Source organism: Alcanivorax sp. REN37 (assembly GCF_041102775.1).
Classification (GTDB): domain Bacteria; phylum Pseudomonadota; class Gammaproteobacteria; order Pseudomonadales; family Alcanivoracaceae; genus Isoalcanivorax; species Isoalcanivorax beigongshangi.
The window spans coordinates 618,280-642,543 of record NZ_JBGCUO010000001.1; the positions used below are offsets into that span (position 1 = coordinate 618,280).

General features: G+C 64.7%; 26 protein-coding genes. 10 read left to right on the forward strand and 16 right to left on the reverse strand.

The window, feature by feature from the left end; all coding sequences use genetic code 11:
* Positions 1-13 precede the first annotated feature (13 nt).
* The 3 genes from AB5I84_RS02710 to AB5I84_RS02720 are packed head-to-tail and all read left to right on the forward strand — an operon-like array spanning position 14 to position 2,177.
* Positions 14-679 (forward strand): riboflavin synthase, encoded by a 666-nt coding sequence (locus AB5I84_RS02710; RefSeq protein ID WP_369454293.1) that lies wholly within the window; start codon positions 14-16, stop codon positions 677-679.
* 5 nt (positions 680-684) lie between these two features.
* A complete protein-coding gene (gene ribBA / locus AB5I84_RS02715; protein ID WP_369454294.1) occupies positions 685-1,794 on the forward strand; it encodes a bifunctional 3,4-dihydroxy-2-butanone-4-phosphate synthase/GTP cyclohydrolase II in 1,110 nt (369 codons plus the stop codon).
* Between the two features lie 32 nt (positions 1,795-1,826).
* Positions 1,827-2,177, forward strand: a complete 351-nt coding sequence (locus AB5I84_RS02720) for a hypothetical protein (RefSeq protein ID WP_369454295.1) — start codon at positions 1,827-1,829, stop codon at positions 2,175-2,177.
* A 22-nt stretch (positions 2,178-2,199) separates the two neighbouring features.
* On the opposite strand, the gene gstA is transcribed toward AB5I84_RS02720, so the two are convergent.
* A complete protein-coding gene (gene gstA / locus AB5I84_RS02725; RefSeq protein WP_369454296.1) occupies positions 2,200-2,805 on the reverse strand; it encodes a glutathione transferase GstA in 606 nt (201 codons plus the stop codon).
* 185 nt (positions 2,806-2,990) lie between these two features.
* Here gstA and ribH point away from each other — a divergent pair, with 185 nt between their 5' ends.
* The 4 genes from ribH to AB5I84_RS02745 are packed head-to-tail and all read left to right on the forward strand — an operon-like array spanning position 2,991 to position 5,317.
* Positions 2,991-3,461, forward strand: coding sequence for a 6,7-dimethyl-8-ribityllumazine synthase (gene ribH / locus AB5I84_RS02730; protein WP_369454297.1), 471 nt, complete (start codon positions 2,991-2,993; stop codon positions 3,459-3,461).
* Positions 3,461-3,901: a transcription antitermination factor NusB gene (gene nusB / locus AB5I84_RS02735; RefSeq protein ID WP_369454298.1), complete on the forward strand. Its 441-nt coding sequence runs from the start codon at positions 3,461-3,463 to the stop codon at positions 3,899-3,901. The genes ribH and nusB overlap by 1 nt, the downstream gene beginning before the upstream one ends.
* Before the next feature lie 5 nt (positions 3,902-3,906).
* On the forward strand, positions 3,907-4,845 hold the full coding sequence (gene thiL, locus AB5I84_RS02740) for a thiamine-phosphate kinase (protein ID WP_369454299.1): 939 nt from the start codon (positions 3,907-3,909) through the stop codon (positions 4,843-4,845).
* The gene (locus tag AB5I84_RS02745; RefSeq protein WP_369454300.1) at positions 4,838-5,317 is read left to right on the forward strand and encodes a phosphatidylglycerophosphatase A family protein; all 480 of its coding nucleotides are present in this window, start codon (positions 4,838-4,840) and stop codon (positions 5,315-5,317) included. Before thiL ends, AB5I84_RS02745 begins: the two co-directional genes overlap by 8 nt.
* A 52-nt stretch (positions 5,318-5,369) precedes the next feature.
* On the opposite strand, the gene dxs is transcribed toward AB5I84_RS02745, so the two are convergent.
* From dxs to AB5I84_RS02760, 3 genes are read right to left on the reverse strand one after another with little or no spacing between them, the layout of a single operon-like run.
* Positions 5,370-7,280 carry a 1-deoxy-D-xylulose-5-phosphate synthase gene (gene dxs, locus AB5I84_RS02750; protein WP_369454301.1) on the reverse strand — a complete coding sequence of 637 codons (1,911 nt, stop codon included), beginning with the start codon at positions 7,278-7,280 and terminating at the stop codon, positions 5,370-5,372.
* 57 nt (positions 7,281-7,337) lie between these two features.
* Positions 7,338-8,240 (reverse strand): polyprenyl synthetase family protein, encoded by a 903-nt coding sequence (locus AB5I84_RS02755; RefSeq protein WP_369454302.1) that lies wholly within the window; start codon positions 8,238-8,240, stop codon positions 7,338-7,340.
* Positions 8,221-8,478, reverse strand: a complete 258-nt coding sequence (locus AB5I84_RS02760; protein ID WP_369454303.1) for an exodeoxyribonuclease VII small subunit — start codon at positions 8,476-8,478, stop codon at positions 8,221-8,223. Before AB5I84_RS02760 ends, AB5I84_RS02755 begins: the two co-directional genes overlap by 20 nt.
* A 190-nt stretch (positions 8,479-8,668) precedes the next feature.
* Between AB5I84_RS02760 and AB5I84_RS02765 the strand changes: the two genes are divergently transcribed.
* Both AB5I84_RS02765 and AB5I84_RS02770 read left to right on the forward strand, forming a co-directional pair.
* A complete protein-coding gene (locus AB5I84_RS02765) occupies positions 8,669-9,613 on the forward strand; it encodes a tRNA dihydrouridine synthase (RefSeq protein WP_369454304.1) in 945 nt (314 codons plus the stop codon).
* Between the two features lie 85 nt (positions 9,614-9,698).
* A complete protein-coding gene (locus tag AB5I84_RS02770) occupies positions 9,699-10,994 on the forward strand; it encodes an MFS transporter (RefSeq protein ID WP_369454305.1) in 1,296 nt (431 codons plus the stop codon).
* A 132-nt stretch (positions 10,995-11,126) separates the two neighbouring features.
* Here the strand turns inward: AB5I84_RS02770 and AB5I84_RS02775 are convergent, their stop codons facing one another.
* The 5 genes from AB5I84_RS02775 to AB5I84_RS02795 form a co-directional block, all read right to left on the reverse strand.
* A complete protein-coding gene (locus AB5I84_RS02775) occupies positions 11,127-11,681 on the reverse strand; it encodes a TetR/AcrR family transcriptional regulator (RefSeq protein ID WP_369454306.1) in 555 nt (184 codons plus the stop codon).
* Between the two features lie 569 nt (positions 11,682-12,250).
* Positions 12,251-12,658, reverse strand: a complete 408-nt coding sequence (locus AB5I84_RS02780) for an ectoine synthase (RefSeq protein WP_369454307.1) — start codon at positions 12,656-12,658, stop codon at positions 12,251-12,253.
* Between the two features lie 26 nt (positions 12,659-12,684).
* Entirely contained in the window at positions 12,685-13,968 is a 1,284-nt protein-coding gene (gene ectB / locus AB5I84_RS02785) for a diaminobutyrate--2-oxoglutarate transaminase (RefSeq protein ID WP_369454308.1), read from the reverse strand.
* Between the two features lie 34 nt (positions 13,969-14,002).
* Positions 14,003-14,542 carry a diaminobutyrate acetyltransferase gene (gene ectA, locus AB5I84_RS02790; protein ID WP_369454309.1) on the reverse strand — a complete coding sequence of 180 codons (540 nt, stop codon included), beginning with the start codon at positions 14,540-14,542 and terminating at the stop codon, positions 14,003-14,005.
* Positions 14,542-15,120, reverse strand: a complete 579-nt coding sequence (locus AB5I84_RS02795; protein ID WP_369454310.1) for a MarR family winged helix-turn-helix transcriptional regulator — start codon at positions 15,118-15,120, stop codon at positions 14,542-14,544. Before AB5I84_RS02795 ends, ectA begins: the two co-directional genes overlap by 1 nt.
* Before the next feature lie 368 nt (positions 15,121-15,488).
* Here AB5I84_RS02795 and folE2 point away from each other — a divergent pair, with 368 nt between their 5' ends.
* The gene (gene folE2, locus AB5I84_RS02800; RefSeq protein WP_369454311.1) at positions 15,489-16,442 is read left to right on the forward strand and encodes a GTP cyclohydrolase FolE2; all 954 of its coding nucleotides are present in this window, start codon (positions 15,489-15,491) and stop codon (positions 16,440-16,442) included.
* 54 nt (positions 16,443-16,496) lie between these two features.
* Here the strand turns inward: folE2 and AB5I84_RS02805 are convergent, their stop codons facing one another.
* The 7 genes from AB5I84_RS02805 to AB5I84_RS02835 all read right to left on the reverse strand — a co-directional run bounded on the left by AB5I84_RS02805 (position 16,497) and on the right by AB5I84_RS02835 (position 24,256).
* Entirely contained in the window at positions 16,497-17,669 is a 1,173-nt protein-coding gene (locus AB5I84_RS02805) for a Bcr/CflA family efflux MFS transporter (RefSeq protein ID WP_369454312.1), read from the reverse strand.
* A gap of 151 nt (positions 17,670-17,820) precedes the next feature.
* Positions 17,821-18,372 (reverse strand): outer membrane beta-barrel protein, encoded by a 552-nt coding sequence (locus tag AB5I84_RS02810; protein ID WP_369454313.1) that lies wholly within the window; start codon positions 18,370-18,372, stop codon positions 17,821-17,823.
* Between the two features lie 124 nt (positions 18,373-18,496).
* Positions 18,497-19,855, reverse strand: a complete 1,359-nt coding sequence (locus AB5I84_RS02815) for a hypothetical protein (protein ID WP_369454314.1) — start codon at positions 19,853-19,855, stop codon at positions 18,497-18,499.
* Between the two features lie 39 nt (positions 19,856-19,894).
* A complete protein-coding gene (locus tag AB5I84_RS02820) occupies positions 19,895-21,976 on the reverse strand; it encodes a TonB-dependent receptor domain-containing protein (RefSeq protein WP_369454315.1) in 2,082 nt (693 codons plus the stop codon).
* A gap of 91 nt (positions 21,977-22,067) precedes the next feature.
* Positions 22,068-22,418: a hypothetical protein gene (locus tag AB5I84_RS02825; protein ID WP_369454316.1), complete on the reverse strand. Its 351-nt coding sequence runs from the start codon at positions 22,416-22,418 to the stop codon at positions 22,068-22,070.
* A complete protein-coding gene (gene yidD / locus AB5I84_RS02830) occupies positions 22,390-22,656 on the reverse strand; it encodes a membrane protein insertion efficiency factor YidD (protein ID WP_369454317.1) in 267 nt (88 codons plus the stop codon). Before yidD ends, AB5I84_RS02825 begins: the two co-directional genes overlap by 29 nt.
* A 166-nt stretch (positions 22,657-22,822) precedes the next feature.
* Complete coding sequence (locus AB5I84_RS02835) at positions 22,823-24,256, reverse strand: NAD(P)(+) transhydrogenase (Re/Si-specific) subunit beta (protein ID WP_439650179.1); 1,434 nt, start codon at positions 24,254-24,256, stop codon at positions 22,823-22,825.
* Positions 24,257-24,264: the final 8 nt, after the last annotated feature.

Genomic DNA, 24,264 nt, shown 5'->3' on the forward strand with positions numbered 1-24,264 from the left:
ACGGAGACTGACCATGTTTACCGGCATCATTGAAGCCAAAGGCATCATCAAGGCGCTGACCCCCAACGGCGGCGACGTCACCTTGACGGTGGCCACCGGTGCCCTCGATCTGGCTGATGTACAACTGGGCGACTCCATCGCCGTCAATGGTGTCTGCCTCACCGTCACCAGCCTGCCCGGCGACGGTTTCAGCGCCGATGTGTCGGTGGAAACGCTGCAGAAAACCTCGCTTGGGCAGCTGCGCCCCGGCGCCCCGGTGAACCTGGAGAAAGCGCTGCTGCCCACCACCCGTTTGGGCGGACATCTGGTATCAGGCCACGTGGATGGGGTCGGCAAAGTGGTGCGTATGCAAGACGATGCCCGCTCTACCCGCATCGATATTGAGGCGCCGGCCGCGCTGGCGCGTTACATCGCCGGCAAAGGCTCGATCACGGTGGACGGCATCAGCCTCACCGTGAACAGCGTCAACGGCGCTGAGTTCTCGCTCAATATCATTCCCCATACTCAGGAAGTCACCACCATCGGCAGCTGGAAAGTCGGCACCGAGGTGAACCTGGAAGTGGACCTGATCGCCCGATATCTGGAGCGACTGCTGCAGGGCGACGCGGCGGCGGATGCCAGCGCTGGCAGCGGCATCACGCTGGATTTTCTGGCTCAAGCCGGCTTCGTGAAAAGGTAATCCCGATGGCACTCAATACTGTCCAGGAATTGGTCGAGGACATCCGCGCCGGTCGCATGGTGATCCTGATGGATGACGAAGACCGCGAAAACGAAGGCGACCTGATCATGGCCGCCGAGCACTGCACTCCGGAGGCGATCAACTTCATGATTCGCCATGCGCGTGGGCTGGTGTGCATGCCGATGAGCCGCGAGCGCTGCGAGCAGCTGGAACTGCCGCTGATGGTGACCCGCAATGGTTCCGGTTTTGGCACCAAATTCACGGTGTCGATCGAAGCCGCGGAAGGCGTTACCACTGGCATCTCTGCCGCCGATCGGGCGCGGACCGTGCAAGCGGCGGCGGCGCCGGATGCGAAGGCGGCCGATATTGTGCAGCCAGGGCATATTTTCCCGCTGATGGCGGAGCCGGGCGGCGTGCTGCGCCGTGCCGGTCACACCGAGGCCTGCTGCGATTTGTCGGTGCTGGCCGGGCTGGCACCGATGGGCGTGATCTGTGAAGTGCTCAACGAAGACGGCACCATGGCGCGGCGGCCGGACTTGGAAAAGTTCGCCGCCGAGCATGGCCTGAAGATGGGCACCATCGCTGATCTGATCGAATACCGCATGCTGCACGAGAAAACCGTGGAGCGGGTGACTGACCGCGCGCTGGACACCGAACACGGGCCGCTGCGGCTGGTGTCATTCCGCGATCGCGTCGACAGCTGCACCCATGTGGCGCTGGTGAAGGGCGAGATCCGTCCTGAGCAGGTGACCACGGTGCGGGTCCACATCCTCGACCCGCTGCGCGATCTGCTTGGCGCGGTGGAGACCGGCCGCTCGGCATGGAATATGCGCCGGGTGTTAGATGAGCTGGCCAGCGTCGACGCTGGGGTGGTGATTCTGTTGGCGCCGGAAGAGGGCGAGCGCGATGTGCAGGGCATGATCGACCATTACTTCTCCGACGCCCGCCGGGCGCCGCGCACCGATGGTCCGGCCTACCGCAACATTGGCACCGGCTCGCAGATTCTGCGTGACCTCGGCGTCCAGCGCATGCGGCTGCTGAGCTCGCCGATGCGCTTCAATGCGTTGTCCGGGTTTGATCTGGAAATTGTCGAATACGTGTCGCCCTCTGCCTGAGGGCGTGCGCCACTGCACTGCACGAGGTCATCATGCGTCCCTGGGTTTGGGTCATTCTTGCTCCGCTGTTTTTCTATCCGCCGTTGGTGGCGTACTTCACTGGCTACTGCGCTGATACCAAGGTTGGCTTTGCGCTGGCTGCGGTGAGCTTGCTGGGCGCGCCCTTGGTGCGGCCGCTATGGCTGTTAGCATGGCTGCTGTGGGCTGTGGTGGTGTATCGCGGTGGTTGGCATGGCCGCCCCGGTGGCCAGAAATGGATGGCGCTGGCGGTGTTGGCGGCAATGGTGATTGGTGGCGTGGTGCTGCATCAGCGTGGCGCGGCGGCGCACCAGCCGGACCAGTGCCCGGTATTTGCATCGTCCGTCGCGGCTGAGGCGCCCTGACGCCAGGGCGCCCGAGGGCTGCTTACAGCAGCCCTTCCTCGCGCAGTGCCTGCTGCACCGCCGGACGTTCGGCGATGCGGGCCTGGTAGCTCAGCACCCGCGGGAAGCCGCTCAGGTCGAGGCCGACGTGCTGGGCCCAACCGAGCACCACGAAGCAATACATATCGGCAATCGAGTAACCGGTTTGGGCCAGGTAGTTGGATTCCACCAGCCGTGCTTCGAGCTTGGCGAACTGCTGCATCAAGCCGTCACGGGCGGCCTGCTTGGCCTCTTCGCTGGTGCCGGGGGTGAACAGCGGGCCGAACCGTTTGTGCAGTTCGGTGGACACCCAGTTCAGCCATGCCAGCGTGAAATAGCGGTCTTCGGTGCCGTAGCCTGGCAGCAGGTGGGCGCCGGGGTTCTGATCGGCGATGTACTGCAGGATCACCGCTGCTTCGGTGAGGATGCGGCCAGACTTCAAGGCCAGTGCCGGTACCTGTCCCCGCGGGTTCACGTCCAGATAGCTGCTGCCGTCGGGCAGCGTTTTTGCCGCAAGGTCCACGGCAATGGTCTCGACGTCGTAGCCGGCTTCGCACAGGGCGATGTGGGGGGCCAGGGAGCAGGCGCCGGGCTTGATATAGAGTTTCATGGAACAAGATTCTCCGCAGACAAGGGGTTCCAGCTTAACTGAAACCCCGGCGCTGGACAGTCCCCCCGGCGGGGTGCGGCAAAAGCCGTGACGAAAGCGTCCGCAGCGGTCATTTCAGAGTACAATGGCCGCCGTTTGCCGGTTGCCCGAGGCGGCCGGTTCCCACGACAGACAAGGGTTTTGCCATGAAAGACATCAAGACCATCGAAGGACGCCTGGTCGGCGTCAGCGGCCGTTTCGCACTGGTGGTGGCGCGCTTCAACAGCTTTGTGGTGGAAGCCCTGCTGGAAGGCGCGGTGGACGCGCTGGTGCGTCACGGCGTGGAGCCGGGCGACATCGAGATCATCCGCGTGCCGGGTGCCTGGGAACTGCCGGTGGCAGTTAAACGCGTGGTCGACGGTGGCCGTTTTGATGCGGTGATCGCGCTCGGCGCAGTGATCCGTGGTGGCACCGCCCACTTCGAATATGTCGCCGGTGAAGCCGCCAAAGGCGTGGCGGCGATCCAGAATGCATCCGGCGTCCCGGTGGCGTTCGGCGTGCTGACGGTGGACAGCATCGAGCAGGCGATCGAGCGTTCCGGCACCAAGGCCGGCAACAAAGGGGCCGAAGCAGCGCTGTCGGCGCTGGAAATGGTCAGCCTGTTGAAGCAATTGTAATGAGTGCAGCCCCATCCCCTTCCGCGCGCCGTAAAGCGCGCCGCTTCGCCTTGCAAGCGTTGTACCAGTGGCAGCTGGCTGGCCAGCCGCTGCACGAAATCGAAGCCCACTTCCGCGCCGAGAACGACATGCGCAAGGTGGACGTGGTGTATTTCCACGAGCTACTAGTCGGCGTGCCGCGCCGCGTCGATGAGATCGACGCGCTGTTTGAGCCGGCGCTCGACCGTCGGCTGCAGGAGCTGTCGCAGATCGAGAAAGTGATCCTGCGCATCGGCACCTTTGAGATGCTCGAACGCCTCGACGTGCCCTATCGCGTGGTGATCAACGAAGGCATCGAATTGGCCAAGGTGTTTGGCGCCGAGGACTCCTTTAAGTACGTCAACGGCGTGCTCGACAAGGTGGCGCGCCGCTGCCGCCAGGCCGAGATCGGCGCCCGCTGATCGCCATGGACGAATTTGCCCTGATCCGGCACTACTTCGGCACCGCAGCGGCGGCGCCGGGTGTGGTGCTCGGAGTGGGCGATGACGGCGCCATCCTCGAGCCGACTCCCGGCTGCCAAGTGGTGATGAGCCTCGATACGCTGGTGGCGGGGCGCCACTTTCCTGATGATTTTCCCGCTGCCGATATCGGCTGGCGCAGTCTGGCGGTGAACCTGTCAGACCTGGCCGCGATGGGGGCCGATCCGCGCTGGTGCTTGCTGAGCCTGAGCCTGCCGGCGGTGGAGCGCGATTGGCTCAATGGTTTCATGGACGGCTTCTCGGCACTGGCGCAGCAGGCCGGCATCGCGCTGGTGGGCGGCGATACGGTGCGCGGACCGCTGTCGATCACGGTGCAGGTCAGCGGCGAGGTGCCGCGTGGCCAAGCGCTGCGGCGGCAGGGCGCCCAGCCCGGTGACCGCATCTGCATGGTCGGCTGCCCCGGTGAAGCGGCTGCCGGACTATTGGCGTGGCAGCAGGGCTGGCATGAGGCGCCGGTGGTGGCGCGCTTTTGCCGGCCGCAACCGCAGTTGGAGCTGGGGCGCGCTTTGCGTGGCCGCGCCAGCGCCTGCATTGACGTGTCCGACGGCTTGCTGGCGGATCTGGACCACATCCTCACCGCCAGTGGCGTGGGCGCGACGCTAGCGCTGACGGCACTGCCACGCTCGCCGGTACTAAAAGATTGGCAGCAGCGTTGTGGCGAGGTGCCGCTGTCGCTGCAACTGTCCGGCGGCGATGATTACCTGCTGCTGTTCACCCTGCCGCCGGCGCAGCCGCTGCCGGATGGCGCACAGGTGCTGGGCGTGATCGATGCAGAGCCGGGGCTGCGGTTGCGCGATGCCAGCGGCCGCCTGTTGCCGGTGTTACCCCAGGGCTGGAACCACTTTTCGGAGTCTAATGATGACTGAGCCGCGGCGCCCTTCGATGCGCAATCCGGTGCACTTCCTGGCGTTTGGTTTCGGTAGCGGCTTGGCACCGAAAGCACCGGGCACCTTTGGTACGTTGGCGGCGATTCCCGTGTGGGCGCTGCTGCTGCCGCTGCCGCTGTGGGGCTACCTGTTGGCCACTGCGGTGGTGATCGCGGTCGGTCCTTGGCTGTGCGGGCGCACCTCGCGGGACCTCGGTGTGCACGACCATGGCGGTATCGTCTGGGATGAGATCGCCGGCTTCCTGATCACCATGATCGCGGTGCCGCCGACGCTGTTGAACCTAGTGCTGGGTTTTGCGCTGTTTCGCTTCTTCGATGTGCTCAAACCGTGGCCAATCGGTTGGCTCGACCGCCGCATCGAGGGCGGCTGGGGCATCATGGTCGACGACTTGGTGGCGGGGGTGTATGCGGCCTTGGTGCTGTGGGGCATCTTGGCGCTGATCGGCGTCTGATGGCTAAGATAATGCCGTGCTGACAGGGCCGCCGCGAGGCGGCCCTGTGCTATCAGGCGTGGGCGGCGTTGGCGCGCGGGCTAGCCAGACGCGCCTCCACGGCGGCGATGATGCCGGGCGCATCGAGACCGTGCTCGGCCAGCAGCCGGTCACGTTTGCCGTGGTGGATGAAGTCATCCGGCAGCGCCAAGTTCAGCAGTGACGGCGTTCGCCCTTCACCGGCAAAGAACTCGTTCACGGCGCTGCCGGCACCGCCCATGCGCTGGTGATCTTCCAGCGTCACCAGCAGTTCGCACTGGTCCGCCAGCCGGCGCAGCAGTGGCTCGTCCAGCGGCTTCACCCAGCGCATGTCCACCAGCGTGGCGTCCAGTGCTTCGGCGGCGGCGCGCGCGTTCTCCAACAGCGCACCGAACGACAGGATGGCCACTTTGCTGCCTTCGCGTAGTACCCGGGCGGTGCCCACTGGCAGGTCGCTGAATGCGGCCTGAATGGTGGCGCCGGGGCCGGTACCGCGTGGATAACGTACCGCCGACGGGCCGGGGTGCTGCCAAGCGCTGTAGAGCAGCTGGCGGCAGTCGTTCTCGTCGGACGGCGCGGCAATGATCATGTTCGGCACTGTGCGCAGGTAGGCAATGTCGAACACGCCGCCATGGGTGGCACCGTCTTCGCCCACCAGACCGGCGCGGTCGATGCCCAGCGTCACGTCCAGATTCTGCAATGCCACGTCGTGGATGAGCTGGTCGTAGGCGCGTTGCAGGAAGGTGGAGTAAATCGCCACCACCGGCTTCTGGCCTTCGCAGGCCATGCCGGCGGCCAGCGTCAGCGCGTGCTGTTCGCAGATCGCCACATCGTAGAAGCGTTCTGGAAACCGTTGCGAGAACGCCACCATGCCGGAGCCTTCGCACATCGCCGGGGTGATGCCGGCGACGCGGCTGTCCTGCTCAGCGATGTCGCATAGGAACTGGCCGAACACATCCTGGTACTTCACTTTCGGACGGTCTGGCACCACCACCGGCTTCTTATTTGGCTCGATTTTGTCGATCGCGTGGTAGCCCACCGGGTCCCGCTCGGCCGGCGCGAAGCCTTTGCCCTTGGTGGTGTAGATGTGCAGCAACTGGGGGCCTTTCAGGTCACGCAAGTTGGCGAGCGTGTCGAGCAGCTCGTCTAAGTCGTGACCGTCCATGGGGCCGATGTAGTTGAAGCCGATCGACTCGAACAGCGCGTCCGGGCTGACCATGTTTTTCATGCTTTCTTCGGTACGGCGCAGGAAGTCCCACGCAGCTGGCATTGCTGACAGCACTTTCTTGCCGCCTTCGCGCAGCGCAATGTAGCTCTTCGACGCCCAGATGCGGGCGAAGTAGTTGGCCAAGCCGCCGACGCTGTGGGAGATCGACATATTGTTGTCGTTCAGGATCACCAGCAGGTTGGCTTTGGTGTCGGCGGCGTGGTTGAGCGCCTCGAACGCTTGGCCAGCAGTCATGGCGCCATCACCGATGATGGCCACCGCGCGGCGGTCTTCACCGGCCATCTGCGCGCCCAGCGCCATACCGAGCGCGGCGCTGATGGAGGTGGACGAGTGGCCGACGCCAAAGGTGTCGTACTCGGATTCGGAGCGTTTCGGGAACCCGGACAGGCCACCCTCTTGGCGGATGGTGGTCAGCTGTTCACGGCGTCCGGTGAGAATCTTGTGCGGGTAGGTCTGATGGCCCACATCCCACACCAGTCGGTCGTGCGGGGTGTTGAACAGGTAGTGCAGGGCAACGGTCAGCTCGACCACGCCGAGGCCGGCGCCAAAGTGGCCGCCGGCTTGGCCGGTGGCATACAGCAGGTAGGCGCGCAGCTCATCAACGACCTGGGCCAGTTGCGTGCGCGGCAGCGCACGCAGGTCCGCTGGACTGTCCAGGCGGTCCAGCAGCGGCGTATGCGGCCGCGACAACGGAATCTCGTCAAAGGTCTTCGCCATGCGGGGCTCGGTCTGTCGGTCGGGGGCGGCCAAGTATAGCCGCCCCGGGGCTAGGGTTCAGTGGGATCGTCCGACGATGTAGTCGGCCAGATCCCGCAATGGACCGGTATTGCGGCCTTCAGCGATGCCGTCGAGAAGCTGGTGCGCTTCCCGGCACAGTGCCTGCGCGCGATCGCGGCTGGCGTCGAGTCCAAGCAGGGCAGGAAAGGTGCTCTTGCCGTGCCGGGCATCGGACCCGCTGGGTTTGCCCAGCACGTCCGCGGTGGAGGTCACATCCAGAATGTCGTCCTGGATCTGGAACGCCAGGCCGATCAGGTCGCCAAAGCGTGCCAAGGTATCTTGCATTTCCGCCGGCGCATCGGCGGCAATGGCGCCCATCAACAGCGCGGCGGTGATCAGCCGGCCGGTTTTCAGGTAATGGATGCGCTCCAATTCTTCCAGTGTCAGCGCCCGGCCTTCGGCCTCGATGTCACGCATCTGGCCGGCTGCCATGCCGGATACACCGGCGCCGTGGCTCAGCGCGCGGATCATTTCCAGTCGCTGGCCATCCTTGTAGTCACCGGAATTGGCCAACAGTTCAAACGCACGGGTCTGCAGACTGTCGCCGGCGAGGATAGCGGTGGCCTCATCAAAGGCAATGTGGCAGGTCGGCTGGCCACGGCGCAGGCTGTCGTCATCCATCGCTGGCAGATCATCATGGACCAGCGAGTAAGCGTGTACCAACTCCACTGCCACTGCCGGGATGTCGGCCTGCGACAACTTGCCGCCGCAGGCTTGGCAGGCCGCGTAGGCCAGCAGCGGGCGCAGCCGCTTGCCGCCGCCCAGCGCCGCGTAACGCATCGCCTCCATCAACCGTGGCGCCGCGCCGTGTTCTAGCGGCAGGGCAAACTCCAAAGCGGTCTGGAACCGGTCGCGGCACTGCGCGATGAAACTTGAAAGATCATCCGCCGCGCGGGTCATCGTCATCCTCGTCATGGAAAGGGGTGGGCTCGGCGCCGGCCTGGGGAGTGAGCAGGATGCGGACTTTCTGCTCCGCCTGCTGCAGCGCCTGCTGGCATTCACGGGTTAGGCGGATGCCCTCCTCGAACGCCTTCAGCGACTCCTCCAGCGACAACTCGCCGGATTCCATGCGCTCCACCAGCGTGTCCAGTGTGGCCAGAGCCTGCTCCAGTTGGAGCGGTTTGGGTTTGGCTGCCATGGTACGAGGGTCCTCCTGCCCGAAGCCGCGCCTGGCGGCGATTGTCGCACGACGCAGGGGCGCGGGAACACTAAAAGACCGGTCAGGGAGAGTCAAACCGGTGCGCCAGTCGTTCGCCGCCGGCCGGCACTATATAGTGTGCACCCCGCGTAGCCGCCCGCTGCGCTCCTGGTTCGAAGCAAGGCTGACAATGAAACTGGTACTGGCCCCGATGGAGGGTCTGGCGGATTACTGGCTGCGGCAGGTGCTCACCGAGGTGGGCGGCTATGACTGGTGCGTGTCGGAGTTCATCCGCGTCAGCGGCACGCTGTTGCCGCCGAAGGTGTTCTACCGCTGGTGCCCGGAGCTGCTGGCCGGTGCGCGTACGCTCAGCGGCACCCCGGTGCATCTGCAACTGCTTGGCTCGGACCCGGTGTGCGTGGCGGAAAACGCGGCGCGGGCGGTGGAGCTGGGCGCGCCGGCCATCGACCTGAATTTTGGTTGCCCGGCTAAAACTGTGAACGCCCACCGCGGGGGTGCAGTGCTGCTGGATGAGCCAGAGCTGGTGCACGACATCATCGCGGCGGTGCGGCGGGCGGTGCCGGCGGCGATTCCGGTGTCGGCAAAGATGCGACTCGGCAACGAGAGCGATGCGCGGGCGTTGGACAACGCCCATGCGGTGGCCGCCGCTGGGGCCAGTTGGCTCACCGTGCATGGCCGCACCAAGACGCAAGGTTACCGGCCGCCGGCGTACTGGGACCGCATTGCCGAGGTGCGTGCGGCAGTGGCGCTGCCGGTGATCGCCAATGGCGAAATCTGGACCGCGGCGGACGCCGAGCGTTGTCGGCAGGACAGCGGCTGCGACACCTTGATGGTGGGCCGTGGCGCCGTGAGCGACCCGTTCTTGGCGCGCCGTATCCGCCAGTTGCCGGCCGGCGGGTGGGAGCAGGTGTTCCCGTGGCTGACCCACTATGCTGGGTTGTTGCTGGGCACTGGCACACCGAGCCAGGAGTCCGGCCGTGTTAAGCAGTGGCTCAACTACCTGCGCCGCGATTACGTCGAGGCCGAACAGTGGTATCAGGCGCTGCGGCGGCTGCAGGATGCACGCCTGATGGCCGCGCGGCTGGCGGAGCCGCTGGAGCGGCCCGCGCCCTGAGTTCGGCGCCGTGCGCCCGCTGAAATCGGGTACACTTTCGCGCCTGTGCCGCGCTGCACTGCGGCAGACCATCCACGAGGACCCCATGACCGTCGCCGAGACTCCCGTCAATCCGCGCTCGCGGGTGCTGTTCGCCAGCCTGGTGGGCACCACTATCGAGTTCTACGATTTCTATATTTACGCCACCGCTGCGGTGCTGGTGTTCCCGCAGCTGTTTTTCCCCAGCGATGATCCGATGTCTGGGCTGCTGGGGTCGCTGGCCACCTTCGCCATTGCCTTCTTCGCGCGGCCGTTCGGCGCGGCGCTGTTCGGTCACTTCGGTGACCGCATCGGGCGCAAGGCGACGCTGGTGGCAGCGCTACTGACCATGGGTGTGTCGACGGTGGTGATTGGCTTCTTGCCCACCTTTGCGCAGGTCGGCTTGCTGGCACCACTGCTGCTGGCGCTGTGCCGCTTCGGCCAAGGGCTGGGGCTGGGCGGCGAGTGGGGCGGCGCAGTGCTGCTGGCGACCGAAAATGCGCCGCCGGGCAAGCGCGCTTGGTATGGCATGTTCCCGCAGCTGGGCGCGCCGCTTGGCTTCATTCTGTCCGGCGGGTCGTTCCTGCTGTTGCAGCATTTCCTGTCTGATGAGCAATTTTTCAGTTGGGGCTGGCGGGTACCGTTCTTGGCCAGTGCGGTGCTGGTGATCTTCGGTCTCTATATCCGTTTGCAGCTGGAAGAAACGCCGGTGTTCAAGGCCACGCTCGACAGCCAGCAACAGGTGCGCATGCCGATGTTGGAAGTGTGTCGGCGCCATCCCGGTACCCTGGTGTTGGGCACCATGGCGGCGGTGGCCACCTTCCTGCTGTTCTACCTGACCACGGTATTCAGTCTGACCTGGGGCACCACCGAGCTGGAGTACAGCCGCGAGCAGTTTCTGGTGATCCAGCTGATCGCTATCGTGTTCTTTGCGCTGGCGACGCCGTTGTCGGCGCTGCTGGCGGAACGCTTCGGCCGCCGCCTGACTATGATCGGCGTGTCGATCGCCATTGTGCTGTACGGCTTTGCGTTCGAGCCGCTATTCGGCAGCGGTGACACCCTGCGGGTGATGCTGTTCTTGGTGATCGGTTTGTTCCTGATGGGGCTGACCTATGGGCCGCTGGGAACCTTGCTGTCGGAACTGTTCCCCACCGAGGTGCGTTACACCGGCGCGTCGTTGACGTTCAATATTGCCGGCATTCTAGGTGCCTCGTTGGCGCCGGCGGTGGCGACCACACTGGCCAGTAAGCACGGTCTCGGCTCAGTGGGCATTTACCTGGGCGTGGTGAGCATGGTGACGGTGGTGGCGTTGCTGCTGCTGCGCGAAACCCGTGATGAGGACCTGCGCCACACGCCCGGCTGACGTGCTGCAGCCATTAAAAAGCCGGCTTTAGGGCCGGCTTTTTAATGGGCGTCATCCAATGCAGTGCCGCGGCCGCACACCAGCCGAGCAGGGCTAGGGGTTGGTCGCAAGCGGGCACCGCTCCGGGTTAGTTCACGGCTGCACCGCCGCGCCGCTGAGGAAGAAGCGTTCCAGCAGCGTATTCAGCCCAACCCGGGGAATGCGCCCGCGCCGCTCGGCATCAATGGCGCCAGCGGCCAGTGAGCCCCAGATCTCGGTCAGCGCTTGAGCGCTGATATCGATGCGCAGGAAACCGTCCTGCTGCGCGCGCAGGAAGAAGGCGTCGAGGATCACGCTCCATTGGTTGGCGTCCTCTATCTCTAGGCAGTGCCTGTGGTGAATCAGGAAGCAGCTCAGTTCCCGATTTTGCAGCGTCAGTTCGGCCAGGCGGCGAATGCCTTCCAGCGGCGGCTGGGTGTCGAGCTGGGCTTCACGCAGCGCCTGCATCAGCGTGTCGACGCCGTAGCTCACCAACCGTTCCATCAACTGCTCGCGGGTGCGGCAGAAGCGATACAGCGTGGCCTTGCTGACGCCGACGGCTTTGGCCAACTCCGTGAGGGTGGCGCGCGGGTGGTCGACCATCGCCAGTGCCAGCGCGGTCAGCAGTTTGTGTTGTTCCGGTGTTGCAGTGGTGCTCGGCGGGCTCATTCCGGGATCCATGGCGTCAGGAGGCGATAGATGACATTCAACGCATTGATTCTAATGGTTATTTAAATATTTTTAGCCGCGAGGAAGTCTCTCACGAGTGAGCGCCCCAGGCAATTTCAACGGTTTGATGGAAGCGCCATTGATTCCGTTAAGCGTTCTGAATTTTTGGTTTTTTAGCGTTGCGGCGGTGATCACGCTGTGCAGCAGGCGGGCGAGGCTGGCGTTATCGACAGAGGGTGCGGCACTGCTGCAGATGCCGGTGCTGCCGTCGGCGGCAGTGAGGGCGTTGCCGCCGCAGTCTATAGCACGGGAACTGCCGCGCTGCGCAGAGCCGGCACAGGTGCGTGGGAGGGCGTTAAGTGGCCACGTTGAAGAAGGTGTTGGCGTGACCGCTCGGCCGTTGTGGCTGCGGATCGCACCGGGTACGCGAGGCGATAACCGAGGCCAGGTTGGCTGAAGGCCCCGCATGGGGGCGCCGTTTCGGGTAGCAGGCGAGGTGCTGTTCTCGTCGGTATTCGAGGCGTAAAAAAACCGGCGCTAAGGCCGGTTTTTCATGCGCGAGCGCGGCATTAGTCGGTCAGGGCCGGCTCATCCAGCGCGTAGACGCCGTTTTCGTCATGCTGCTCGCGGCCGTTCAGCGGCGGGTTGAAGGCGCAGGCCAGCACCATGTCTTCGCTGCCGCCACGCAGCAGGTGGTCGTCATTGTTGTTGAGGATGTACACGGTGCCGGGGCGGATCGGATAGATCTTGCCGTCGGCGAGTGTTTCCACTTCGCCATTGCCGCTGATGCAGTACACCGTTTCAAAATGGTTCTGGTAATGAATGTGGGTCTCGGTGCCGGCGTAGATGGTGGTGATGTGGAACGAGAACCCCATGCCATCGTCGGCCAGCGACAGGCGCACTGACTCCCAGTTGCCGTTCTCAGCGGTGACAGCGCGGCCACTTTTGCGGGCGTCTTCCAAGGTGCGGACAATCATATTTGGTCTCCAGTCAGGCGCCGGGCTCAGGCCACGGCACGTTTCTTGTTGCGGCGGGCAAGCACTGTGCTCACCGCGTCGCTGACGATATCGAGGCCGCGCTGCAGGTCATCATGGCTGATGGTCAGCGGGCACAGCGTCTTGATCACTTGGTCATCGGCGCCGGAGGTTTCGATGATCAGGCGCTGGGCAAAGGCTTCGCGGGTGATCTCGCCGGCCAACTCGCCGTCCGGGCACTCCAGCCCCTGCATCATGCCGCGGCCGCATTGGCTCAGGCCGGCGTCGGGATGGCGCGCGATAATGCCGGCGAACGCGCTGCGGATGCGCTCGGCTTTGTCGGCGATTTCGGTAGCAAAGCGGTCATCGCTCCAGAACAGCTCCAGTGCCGCGGCAGCGGTGACGAACGCCGGGTTGTGGCCACGGAAAGTGCCGTTGTGCTCGCCTGGTTTCCAGCGGTCCAGCTCTGGTTTGATCAGTACCACCGAGAACGGCAGGCCGTAGCCGCTGAGTGATTTCGACAGTGTGACGATGTCCGGTTTGATGCCGGCTTCTTCAAAACTGAAGAAAGTGCCGGTCCGGCCACAGCCGGCTTGGATATCGTCGACGATCAGCAGCATGTCGTGTTTGCGGCACAGCGCTTCCAGACGGCGCAGCCATTCGGACGAGGCGGCGTTGATGCCGCCTTCGCCCTGCACCGTTTCCACGATCACCGCCGCCGGCAGGTCGAGGCCGCTGGAGCTGTCAGAAATCTGCTTGTCGATCAGCGCAATGGTGTCGACGTCGGCGCCGAGGTAGCCGTCATAGGGCATCACGGTGGCGCCGTTCAGGGCCACGCCGGCGGCGTCACGGTGGTGGCTGTTGCCGGTGACGGCCAACGAGCCCAGTGACACGCCGTGGAAACCATTGGTGAAGCACAGCACGTTGCTGCGGCCTTTCACGTTACGGGCAATTTTCAGTGCCGCTTCCACCGCGTTGGTGCCGGTGGGGCCGGTGAATTGCACCACGTGATCCATGCCGCGCGGGCTGAGGATCAGGCGCTCGAAGGTTTCCAGGAAGTGGCGCTTGGCCACGGTGTAAAGATCGAGCCCGTGGACGATGGCGTCATCGTCCAGGTAGGCCAGCAGCTTGGCCTTCAGCTCCGGGTGGTTGTGCCCGTAGTTGAGGGTGCCGGCGCCGGCGAGGAAGTCGAGGTAGCCCTGGCCGGCTTCATCATAGAGCCAGGCGCCGCGGGCCTTGTGGAACAGCACCGGGAAGTTGCGGGCGTAGCTTTGTACTTCCGATTCACGGCGATCAAATACAGCGGTATTCATGGGTCATCTCCTTGTCAGTATTGCCAACGGCGTCTCAGAGCTGGGTCTGGTTAAACGGTCCGATGCGCAGCAGGTGTTCGTCCTTCAACAACCCGGAAAAATGGGAATGGCTGGCGAACAGGATGAATTCCTCGGTGGGCATGGCATGGCGCGCGGCAAAGCGGCGGAACATGCGCCAGGAGGCATCGTTGTCCGGGGTGATGGTGGTCTCGATGTAGCGGATCTCGGCGCAGGCCGCGCGCGCCAGCAGGTCATCGAGCATGCGGCCGGCGAGTCCTTCGCCGCGTTGGTCATCGCGCACCGCAACCTGCCACACGAACAGCGTGTCGGCTTGCTTGGGCGGGATGTAGCCGGAGATGAAGCCCACCAGTTCCCCGTCGCGCTCGGCGGCGACGCAGGTCTCGGCGAAGTGGCTGCATTGGAGGATGTTGCAGTAGATCGAGTTCTCGTCCAGCGGCCGGCAGGCACGCACCAGCGCGTGGACGCGTTGGCCGTCTTCACTCTCCGGTGAGCGCAAGACGATGGGGGCAGAGGGCGAGGCAACGGGGACCGGCGTTGCGGCTTGGGCATGCATCAGCTGGGGTCACTCCCTGTTTGGACGACCGCGTCCGGGTCGTCATTGTTGAGGTGGCCGGCCCCGGCGGGGGCCGACGGTGAAATCGGGCTCAAAGTGGCCGGTAGCGCACGGTCCATGGCGCCCAGATCAAGCACCGGCGACGCGTCCAGGTCGCTGGCATTCATCATGCTGGCGACGCGCTGGAAGGAACTGAGGATCAGCGATTGCTCCCAGTCCGCCAGCTCCGCAAAACGGCGCAGGAACTCTTCTTGCAGCGGCGTCGGGGCAGCGGCCAGCAGCGCCAACCCGGCCTCGGTGAGGTGGGCATGGGTGCGGCGGCGGTCGGTCTGGTCGCGCACGCGGCGCACTAGCTGACGGGCTTCGAGGCGATCGAGGATGGTGGTGATGGTGGCCTGGCTCAGGGACACCGCCTCGGCCAGGTCACGCATGCTCAGCGGGCCTTGGCGCTCGATGGCCTGTAGCACCAGTAGTTGCGGTGCAGTGAGGCCGGCGGTTTTGCTCAGGTGCCGGGAGTACAGATCGGTGGCGCGGATAATGCGACGCAACGCGATCAGTACATCGTGGGGCGTACCCATGGCGGTGTTGCGCTCCGTATGGCTTCGCGGGAAAAACCAGATGCTTACAGCTCTGAGTAATTTTTCCGGTATGACCGTGTCGAAACCGGCCAGTGGCGCGAAAGAGGCCATAACCCTAGAGTAGGAATGCTTCGGTATCAAAGCTATTTTTCGATGTTTCACCCGCGCGTAGGTGTTTTTTGATGCCGACGTCGGCGGCAAACGCCCCGCTGATGGGGGGCCGCAACAGATCGGATTCATTGATAAAACCACTCGCTGGAGACGGTCAATTCAGGTTGCAAACTCTGCTAGACTTGCCGCCCGGTTAATCCGCAGCCATTCCGCTGCACGTCCCACGGGCGATCCACCCGTGACCGTCGGAGAGTTACATGGAGCGCGTCAACGCACCCACCCCCGCCATGCCGGATGTGGCCAGCGCCTCGCATCAACGCGTGGGCCCCAAGCTGGACTGGGTGGGCATGAGCGAGATTCACCTGCCGACCCAGGTGAGCGATACCATCCACGGTGAGCGGCCGGTGGCCGCATCCATCCAGGCGTACGTCAACCTGCAAGACGTCAACGCGCGCGGCATTCATATGTCGCGGCTGTTCCTGATGCTGGAGGAAACCTTCGGTGAAGCCAGCGTCAACATGGGCAGCCTGCGCACCTTGCTGGCCAATTTCCTCGACACCCACGGCCCGTTGAGCAGCCGTGCCTTCGTCGAGCTGGCATTTGATTTTTCCATCCGCCGCCCGGCGCTGCTGAGCCAATACGCCGGCTGGCGCAGCTATCCGGTGCGCATCGCGGCCACCTTGGAAGGCGACCAGCTGGATGTGGAGCTGGCGGTGGATGTGCTGTATTCCTCCACCTGCCCATGCTCCGCCGCGCTGGCGCGGCAGTTGATCCAGAACGCGTTTCAGGAACGCTTCGGCAGCGAAGGCAGCGTGTCGTTGGACGACGCGGTGGCGTGGCTCGGTACCGAGCAGGGCATTGTGGCAACCCCGCACAGCCAACGCTCGGTGGCGCAGCTGAAAGTGAAGCTGGATGCCGCCGATGGCGATGCCTTGCCGATCACTGCCCTGATCGACGCCGTTGAAGGCGCGCTGAAAACGCCGGTGCAAACCGCAGTGAAGCGCGAGGACGAACAGGAATTCGCCCGCCTCAACGGCCAGAACCTGATGTTCTGCGAAGACGCCGCGCGCCGCCTGCAGGAAGCGCTGGATGTGATGCCGGTGCTGCGTGACTTCTGGGTGCGCGTCAACCACGTGGAGAGCCTGCACGCGCACAACGCGGTGGCAGTGGTGACCAAGAGCATCCCGGGCGGTTACCCACCGGTCGCTTGATTCACCTGGCGAGATAAAAAAAGCCCTGCATTGCAGGGCTTTTTTTATGGGCGTTTAGTGCGGGTCGCGCAGCAGCGCCAAACACAGCAGCGGCCACAGCAGACAGTACAGCGCCAGTGGCCAATGGCTGTGCGTTGGCAGCAGTTGCAGGAGAGCGGAGCTGGTGGCGCCGATCAGCGCACCACCGAGACAGAAGAATACCGCGGTGGCGGTGCCGGCCATGTGGTCGAGCTGCTGCAGCGCGCCGTGCAGGGCCACCGAACTGGCCATGGCGATGCCAACGGCGATCCACCACATCGGCAGCATCAGCCCCAGCCATTGCTTCGGATAGGCATACTCACTGACCAACAACAGGGCGCCGCCGCTCGCCAGCCACACCATGGCCCATCGTGCGGTGCGGTGCAGCGGCGGTGTGTGGCGCTGGCGTCCACGCCGCCAAGCGACGCTGGCCATCACCAGTGCCACCGAAGCGAACAGCAGACTGAACTGCCATGGCGGCAACCCGTGGCGCTCCATCAGCAGCCACGGTGAGGTGGAAAAGAACAGAAAGAACGCCCCCATGGCCGCACTGTAGGCCCACAGGTAAGCCCAGAAATGGCGGTGGCGTAGCGGCGTCCATAACCGGCCAGGGTGGGCGGCGGTGGCAGGGCGGGTTTCCGGCCAATGGCGTGCCGCTCGGGTCAACGCCAGCGCCATCGCGGCGGCGAGCACGAGGAACAGGACTGGCCAGCCCGCAGCCGCTGTCAGCACGGCCCCGAGCAGTGGGCCAAGCGCCGGCACCAACACCAACAGTGCAGCGAGCTGCGCGTACAGTCTCTGCGCCTGCGGTTGGTCGCCATACAGATCACGCACACCGGCAAATACCGCCACCAAGCAAGCGGACGCACCCAGTGCTTGGATCACCCGCCAGAACAGGAAGCCATCAATGTGGGTGCTGAGCGCGAGCATCAGCGACGCCAAGGCGTACACCATGCCGCCGCCGAGCAGCACCGGGCGGCGGCCAATCCGATCCGACCAAGGGCCGAACAGCAGCTGCCCGGCGCCGATCAGCACCAGATACAGGGTCAGGCTGGCTTGGATCTGTGCCGTTGTGGCGGACAGATCAGTTGTGACGCGGGGCAGTGCCGGCAGGTACAGGTCCATTGCCAGCGAGGCGAGCAGGTCGAACGGGCACAGCAACAATAGGGTCGCCGTCGTTGAAGACGGTCGGGGAATAGGGTGGGACACAGTCAACACTCCGGTGGATCCAGATTTGACGGCGCCGCAGGGAAGGGGCGCCGCAACCACATTCAGCGGTTGCGGCGAACTACTCTGCTCGTGGTTCAGTGCTCATTGAGCGGTCCGGCAGGGGCCGGCGCGGGCTGCGCCGGCGGGGTGATTAGAAGCGGCCGCCGACACCGAAGGTGAGGTTGCTCACTTCGGCGCTGCTGCGGTCAATCAGGCGCATGTATTCCAGCGACACAAACACGTTGTGGCTCACGTCCAACTCGGCACCGAAGCCCAGCGACAGGTCGTGGTAGCTGCGACTGCGGCTGCGCGCCACTTTCTCGGTGGTTTCCACCCGCGTGACGCCGAGTACCGCATAGGGGCGCACTGGCAGCGTGTTGGGGAACTGGCCACGCAGGTAGGCGCCGTAGCTGCGGTCGATCTCCGCCTTGCCGCGCTGGCCGCTGTTGTCGCGGAATTTATCGTTGCTCAGGCCGAGCCCAAGGCGTACTTCCGCCCCCAGCGTCTGCGAACGGTTCGCCCAGCCGCCGAAGGTGAATTGCAACGTCGACACATCGGCGTTGCTGCGGCTGTGTTTCGGCTCCAAGTCGGTGAACGCGTAACCCAGGGAAACGTAGCCGGTATCGGCGCTGGCCAGCATCGGCACGGACGTGGCGGTCAGCAGCAGCGCAGCGGCAGAAAGGGGACGCATCAGGTTGCGCATGGAAACCTCCTTGGCAGGTGGGTGGCAGGGTGCCGGGCATTCTACTGAAAAGCAGCGCGCGCGGCAGGGAAACCTGACCGGCCTGTGACAGCGTCCGGTCAGGTGGGCGGATCAGCGGTGCGGTTTAGAAGTGCAACGCGCTGAGGCCGCTGGCAGGCGCGTGGCTGTGGTCATGATCATGGCCGTGATCGTGATCGTGATCGTGATCGTGGTCGTGATCGTGATCGTGGTCGTGGTCGTGGTCATGGTCATGGTCATGGTCGTGGCCATGCGCCGCCGGCACGCCGGTCCACACGATGTGCCGGGCCGGCTGCGGCAGTGCCACCGGCTCAGCCGTGTCCGGTTTGGCACCTGCCAGGTGGTAACGGCGCAGCTGCTGTTGATCGACATCGAGCACGTGCAAGCGGTCATCGGCATCGGTGGCGAGGCTCAGCACCGCGCCGGCACTCCCCAGCGACAGGGTGCCCTGCGCTGACCAGTCACGGGTCGACCAAATGTGCAGGGTGGCGTCGCTGTCGAGCACCAAGAAGTAGTTGCCGCTGACGCTAAAGCGATGCTGCATGCGGGTGGTGCCGGCGCCTTGATTCCAGTCGAAACGCTGAGCTTGCTGGGTGGCCGGGTCAACGCGGTAGGCCACGGCGTTGCCGGTGGCAAACGCCACCAGTTGCGCGACTTCGGCATGGCCAGCCACTTGCGTGATGCGCTCGGCGGTGGGCAGTTTATGGGCCGCGAATGGGGGCTTGTGGCCCTTCACCAGCAGCACCCCGTCCTCGCAGCCAAAGGCGCTGGCGGTGGCGGTGGCGCCGCCGCCGTGCAGACCGGGGCAGCTTTCAGGCAGCACGCCTTCGTCGTGGAAGTGGTCATTGTGCAGCGCCATCACGCGAACGGCAGCCCGATCGGGGTTGCTGGCGAGTAGGTGGTCGCCACGCGGTAGCGCCAAACCGTGGTGGGGAGCCAGTAGGTTCTCCACTGCCAGCGCTTGCCCGCGTGACAACAACTCATCGGTGAACACCGCGAAGCGGGTGCTGCCCACCGGGCCGCCGTCGAAGAACACCGTGGCCTGGTCGCCAAACATTTGGTGGTGGCCAGGAGTGGTGCCCTGCAGGCGCAGGCTGGTGATCTGGGCCGGGTCGCTATGGGCGTGGTCGCCATGCAGCCAGACCCCGCCATCCACCGCTTGCACTTGATGCGGCTGGCTGCCGGTATCGCGTTGCAGCACTAGCGCAAAGCGGTAGCCAGCGCTGGGATAGAGCGCGCTCACCGGATGGTCCAGTTGCAGGCTGTCGAGGAAGGCATTTTGGTCTAGGTCAAACACTTGCAGGCTGTCATGTTGGTCGCTGGCGATCAGCAGCCGCCCGTGCAGGTCCTCGTGGTCATGGTCGTGCTCCAGTGACGGGCCGTTGGAGTCGGTGTTGTTACAGGCGCTGAGCAGCAGTGCCAGCAGTGCAAGCGGCGCCAGACGGCGCAGAATGTGAGTCGTCATTGCAAATCTCTCCCGGGGCGCGCGTGGCGCGCCCGCGTATCAGAAGGTCAGTTCGAGGCCGGCGATCAGGTTGCGGCCGGGTTCGGGCACGGTGTGGGCGAGGAACGAGGTGTGGTTCCACACCCGTTCGCCCAGCAGGTTGCGGCCCTGTACGAACAGATTCAGATTCGGTTGCTTCGGCGGTTGGTAGCGCACCGTCAGGTTGACCATGTCGTAGCCGCCGGTGCGTTGTTCGAACGCCGCCAGGTGGCGCTGCGCGGCCACGCGATAGAACTCCAATTCCTGGCTGAAGGTCTGCCAGTAATGGGTGACGCGGCCGCCCCAGCGGTAAGGCGGAATGCGTGGCAGGTCGTCCTTGCCGTGAGCAAACTCACCCACCACTGCATCGGCGAAGGCGGTCAGCTGCAGGTCATCGCGGGCAAACCAAGTCAGTTCGGCTTCGCCGCCGTAGAACACCGCATCAGCATGGGTGTACTTGACCAAACTGAAGTCGTTGTGACGATCCAGGGTGCGCGCGTAGATGTAGTTGTCGACGCGGTTGTAGAAGGCGCCCAGATCGAACTGCACCGGGCCTTCCACTTTGCGCAAGTTGAGGCCGACGTTGTGCGAGGTCTCCTTCTTCACCCCGGCATCGTTGGCGCTGCCGCCGCAGGTGTAGCGGTCCGCCAGTAGTCCGCACTCGTAAGTGTTGGTGGCCAGATGCACACCGTTGGCATACAGCTCCTGCGCGTGCGGCAGTCGCTGGGAACGGGCGAGGCTGCCGGCTAGCTCGTAGCCGGGGCGGAAGCTCCAAGTCAGCGCGGTGGACAGCGCGTGACCCCAGAGGCTAGAGCCGGGCAGATCGCGCGGGTCGTTCTCGGTGCGGATACGCTGGTAGTCCTGGCGCAGCCCGGCTTCGAACAGCAGGTCGTCGCGCAGGCGGTAGTGTTCGTAGAGGAACACGCCCAGCGCCTGGGTGCGGGTTTCCGGCAGGAATGCTTCAGTGCCGAAGGTGCCCAAATACTGCGACTGGTATTGCACGCCAACCACGCCGTGCCAGCCGGCCAGCGGGCGATGCTCCAATTCCACCCGACCATCGTAGCCACGGGTCTCGTAGCGGGTGCCGACCACCTGTTCATCGATCTCGTCATGGCCGTAATCGGTGTAGCTGCCGCGGAAACGCAGTCGTTCGACGCCATCCCATGGCTGTGCCAGATCGCCGCGCAGTTCAAAGCGTTCGCTTTTCAGATCCACGTAGGGCACATCGTCATGGTGGTGATGGTGGCCGCCCCCGCCGCAATGCAGCTGACTGCCGTGCGGATGGCAGTCGGCGTAATCGTGGCTGTGGCCGGGCAGGCCGTACTCATCCTTGCGCAGCGTGTAGGCGGCGCCGATGTAGCCGTTGGGCAGGATCCACGACGCGCCGACGCTGCCGCTGTCGCTTTCGGCATAACTGCCGGGCACGCGCTGCTGCTGGAAGCCGTTCACTTCGTAATCGTGGGCACGACGGCTGGCGCCTTCGGCGCGCACCGCGATGTGCTCACTGGCGCGCACTGTGATGCCGGCACCGATCGCGCGCTCTTCCGCCACAGTGTTGCCGCGCAGCGACAGGAAGCCGTCGGAGTGGCCGTCTGGCATGCGCGTCGGCACCTTGTCGTCGAGCACGTTGACCACGCCGCCGATGGCGCCGCCGCCATACAGCAGCGCGGCCGGGCCACGCAGCACTTCCACCTGCCGCATCAGCATCGGTTCGCTGGTGATGGCGTGGTCGGGGGACACGTCAGAGGCGTCCATCAGGCTGCTGCCGTCGGACAGTACTTTCACGCGCGGCGCGGTTTGACCGCGGATCACCGGTCGGCCGGCACCGGCGCCGAAGGTATCCACGTGTACGCCGGGTTGGCCGCGCAGGGTGTCGCCGAGGGTGGTGCCACGGCTGGTGAGCAGGTCGTATTGATCTTGCACGCTGACCGGGGTGGCCAGGGTTTCATCTTGCAGCGGTAGTGCAGACACCTGCACCCGCTCCAGTTCGTGGGTATCGCTGCGGCGTTCGCGTTCCGGGGCCGCGGTTTGCGCCGCCAACGGCGCACTCAGGGACAGCAGGCACAGCAGTGCCGGCGCCCGTCGAAACAACAGGGAAGACATGGGTCAAACCTCGTTTTCAGACACGGTGAACAGCGCCCGGCCGAGCGCAGTCAAGGCGCAGCGGGGCCGGGCAGTGCAATCGATGTGAGTGTCAGCTCAACGAGGGTGGGGCACGGCTCAGGGGAGCCAGCCACGGCAGCAGCGGCGCGTGGTGGTGAGGGAGGCGTTCGACCAGTACCGGCGCCAGCGGTGCCAGTGGCAGCCACAGGCTGCGTGGCGGCAACGCGTGCAGGTGTACACAGTGCTGGCAGGCTAAATCGCTGAGGCGGGGGCCGCTGCTGCCGTGGTCGCGCTCCAGCTGCACGCTGTGCGCCGCCGGTTGGCCCAGCACCCGCAGGTGCCAGACATCGTGCAGCAGCGTCTGGGTCTGGGCGCACAGCAACAGCAGTGCGGCCAGCCAGCTCCAGCGGTGATTACCGGCGGCGGGACGCAGTATCGTCATCGTCGTCGTCCATGCCGGGCAGCGGTACGCCGGGTACCGCGTCGAAGCCGCCGGGATGCCAAGGGTGGCATTTGCACAGCCGCACCCCGGCCAGCCAACTGCCTTTCAAACTGCCGTGATGGGTGATGGCAATGCGCGCGTATTCCGAGCAGGTGGGATAGAAACGGCACTGCTGGCCGATCCACGGGCTCAGCAGGTATTGGTACAGCCGAATCAATCCGAGCAGCAAGCGTTTCACGCGGGCGGGTCCGAAGGGCAGTCAGGGGTAAACGGCGAGAGTAGGGGAGCGTTTAGATTTTGTCACCCAGATCGCGCTAAAAAACGGCACTGGGGTGCGGCAAATTGCCCGAAGCAGAAACAGAAAAGCCCGCCGAAGCGGGCTTTTCCCAGGTGCGAGGTCGGAATTACTCGACCGCTTTCACCATGTCCTCGATGACTTTCTTGGCGTCGCCAAACACCATCATGGTCTTGTCGAGGTAGAACAGCTCGTTGTCGAGGCCGGCGTAACCGGTGGACATGGAGCGCTTGTTCACGATCACGGTGCGCGCTTTGTACGCTTCCAGGATCGGCATGCCGGCGATCGGCGACTTCGGATCGTTCTTCGCCGCCGGGTTCACCACGTCGTTGGCGCCCAGTACCAGCACCACGTCGGTTTGGCCGAACTCGGAGTTGATGTCGTCCATCTCGAACACCTGCTCGTACGGCACCTCGGCTTCGGCCAGCAGGACGTTCATGTGGCCCGGCATCCGGCCCGCCACCGGGTGGATGGCGTACTTCACGTTGACACCGGCTTCGGTCAGCTTGGTGGTCAGCTCCATCAGCGCGTGCTGGGCACGGGCTACTGCCAAGCCGTAACCCGGCACGATGATCACGCTGTCGGCGTTGGTCAGCAGGAAGGCTGCGTCGTCGGCAGAGCCGGACTTCACCGGGCGCTGCTCTTGGCTGCCGCCGCCGGCGGACGCTTCCGGATCGGCACCGAAGCCGCCCAGGATCACGTTGAAGAACGAGCGGTTCATCGCCTTACACATGATGTAAGACAGGATGGCGCCGGAAGAGCCCACCAACGAACCGGCCACGATCAGCATGGAGTTGTTCAGCGAGAAGCCGATCCCCGCCGCGGCCCAGCCGGAGTAGGAGTTCAGCATCGAGACCACCACCGGCATGTCAGCGCCGCCGATCGGAATGATGATCAGCACACCGATGATGAACGCCAGCACCACCAGCGCTGCGAACGCTTCGTGGCTGCCGGTGGCGGTGTAGTAAGCACCGAGGCCAGCGATGGCCAGGCCGACCGCCAAGTTCAGCATGTGCTGGCCCTTGAACACCACCGGGGCGCCCTGGAACAGACGGAACTTGTACTTGCCGGACAGCTTACCGAACGCAATCACGGAGCCGGAGAAGGTGATGGCACCGATGGCCGCGCCGAGGAACAGCTCCAGACGGTTACCAGCCGGGATGGCGTCGGTCATGTGCGCGACGATGCCCAACGACTGCGGCTCAACCACTGCTGCAATGGCAATGAATACCGCGGCCAGGCCGATCATGCTGTGCATGAACGCTACCAGCTCCGGCATTTTGGTCATCTCAACGCGCTTGGCCATGATGGCACCGGCCGCGCCACCGACCAGCAGGCCAACCAGCACAAAGCCAAGGCCTTCGGCGAGCGAGATGTCGGTGCCCAGCTTGTGGATCAAGCCGAGGGTGGTGACGATGGCGATGGCCATACCGACCATGCCGAACAGGTTACCGCGCCGGGACGTGGTCGGGTGCGACAGGCCTTTGAGCGCCTGGATGAAGCACACCGAGGCAACCAGATAGAGAACAGTGATCAGGTTCATGCTCATGG

Excerpts from the sequence above, each read along its gene's own strand:
- AB5I84_RS02815 (WP_369454314.1), bottom strand. The coding sequence starts at position 19,855 with ATGACGACTCACATTCTGCGCCGTCTGGCGCCGCTTGCACTGCTGGCA.
- nusB (WP_369454298.1), top strand. The coding sequence starts at position 3,461 with ATGAGTGCAGCCCCATCCCCTTCCGCGCGCCGTAAAGCGCGCCGCTTC.
- AB5I84_RS02755 (WP_369454302.1), bottom strand. The coding sequence starts at position 8,240 with ATGACCCGCGCGGCGGATGATCTTTCAAGTTTCATCGCGCAGTGCCGC.
- AB5I84_RS02770 (WP_369454305.1), top strand. The coding sequence starts at position 9,699 with ATGACCGTCGCCGAGACTCCCGTCAATCCGCGCTCGCGGGTGCTGTTC.
- AB5I84_RS02720 (WP_369454295.1), top strand. The coding sequence starts at position 1,827 with ATGCGTCCCTGGGTTTGGGTCATTCTTGCTCCGCTGTTTTTCTATCCG.
- AB5I84_RS02835 (WP_439650179.1), bottom strand. The coding sequence starts at position 24,256 with ATGAACCTGATCACTGTTCTCTATCTGGTTGCCTCGGTGTGCTTCATC.
- dxs (WP_369454301.1), bottom strand. The coding sequence starts at position 7,280 with ATGGCGAAGACCTTTGACGAGATTCCGTTGTCGCGGCCGCATACGCCG.
- AB5I84_RS02810 (WP_369454313.1), bottom strand. The coding sequence starts at position 18,372 with ATGCGCAACCTGATGCGTCCCCTTTCTGCCGCTGCGCTGCTGCTGACC.
- thiL (WP_369454299.1), top strand. The coding sequence starts at position 3,907 with ATGGACGAATTTGCCCTGATCCGGCACTACTTCGGCACCGCAGCGGCG.
- gstA (WP_369454296.1), bottom strand. The coding sequence starts at position 2,805 with ATGAAACTCTATATCAAGCCCGGCGCCTGCTCCCTGGCCCCCCACATC.
- AB5I84_RS02795 (WP_369454310.1), bottom strand. The coding sequence starts at position 15,120 with ATGGGTACGCCCCACGATGTACTGATCGCGTTGCGTCGCATTATCCGC.
- ribH (WP_369454297.1), top strand. The coding sequence starts at position 2,991 with ATGAAAGACATCAAGACCATCGAAGGACGCCTGGTCGGCGTCAGCGGC.
- AB5I84_RS02820 (WP_369454315.1), bottom strand. The coding sequence starts at position 21,976 with ATGTCTTCCCTGTTGTTTCGACGGGCGCCGGCACTGCTGTGCCTGCTG.
- AB5I84_RS02710 (WP_369454293.1), top strand. The coding sequence starts at position 14 with ATGTTTACCGGCATCATTGAAGCCAAAGGCATCATCAAGGCGCTGACC.
- AB5I84_RS02775 (WP_369454306.1), bottom strand. The coding sequence starts at position 11,681 with ATGAGCCCGCCGAGCACCACTGCAACACCGGAACAACACAAACTGCTG.
- AB5I84_RS02780 (WP_369454307.1), bottom strand. The coding sequence starts at position 12,658 with ATGATTGTCCGCACCTTGGAAGACGCCCGCAAAAGTGGCCGCGCTGTC.
- AB5I84_RS02745 (WP_369454300.1), top strand. The coding sequence starts at position 4,838 with ATGACTGAGCCGCGGCGCCCTTCGATGCGCAATCCGGTGCACTTCCTG.
- ectA (WP_369454309.1), bottom strand. The coding sequence starts at position 14,542 with ATGCATGCCCAAGCCGCAACGCCGGTCCCCGTTGCCTCGCCCTCTGCC.
- folE2 (WP_369454311.1), top strand. The coding sequence starts at position 15,489 with ATGGAGCGCGTCAACGCACCCACCCCCGCCATGCCGGATGTGGCCAGC.
- AB5I84_RS02825 (WP_369454316.1), bottom strand. The coding sequence starts at position 22,418 with ATGACGATACTGCGTCCCGCCGCCGGTAATCACCGCTGGAGCTGGCTG.
- ribBA (WP_369454294.1), top strand. The coding sequence starts at position 685 with ATGGCACTCAATACTGTCCAGGAATTGGTCGAGGACATCCGCGCCGGT.
- AB5I84_RS02765 (WP_369454304.1), top strand. The coding sequence starts at position 8,669 with ATGAAACTGGTACTGGCCCCGATGGAGGGTCTGGCGGATTACTGGCTG.
- AB5I84_RS02760 (WP_369454303.1), bottom strand. The coding sequence starts at position 8,478 with ATGGCAGCCAAACCCAAACCGCTCCAACTGGAGCAGGCTCTGGCCACA.
- ectB (WP_369454308.1), bottom strand. The coding sequence starts at position 13,968 with ATGAATACCGCTGTATTTGATCGCCGTGAATCGGAAGTACAAAGCTAC.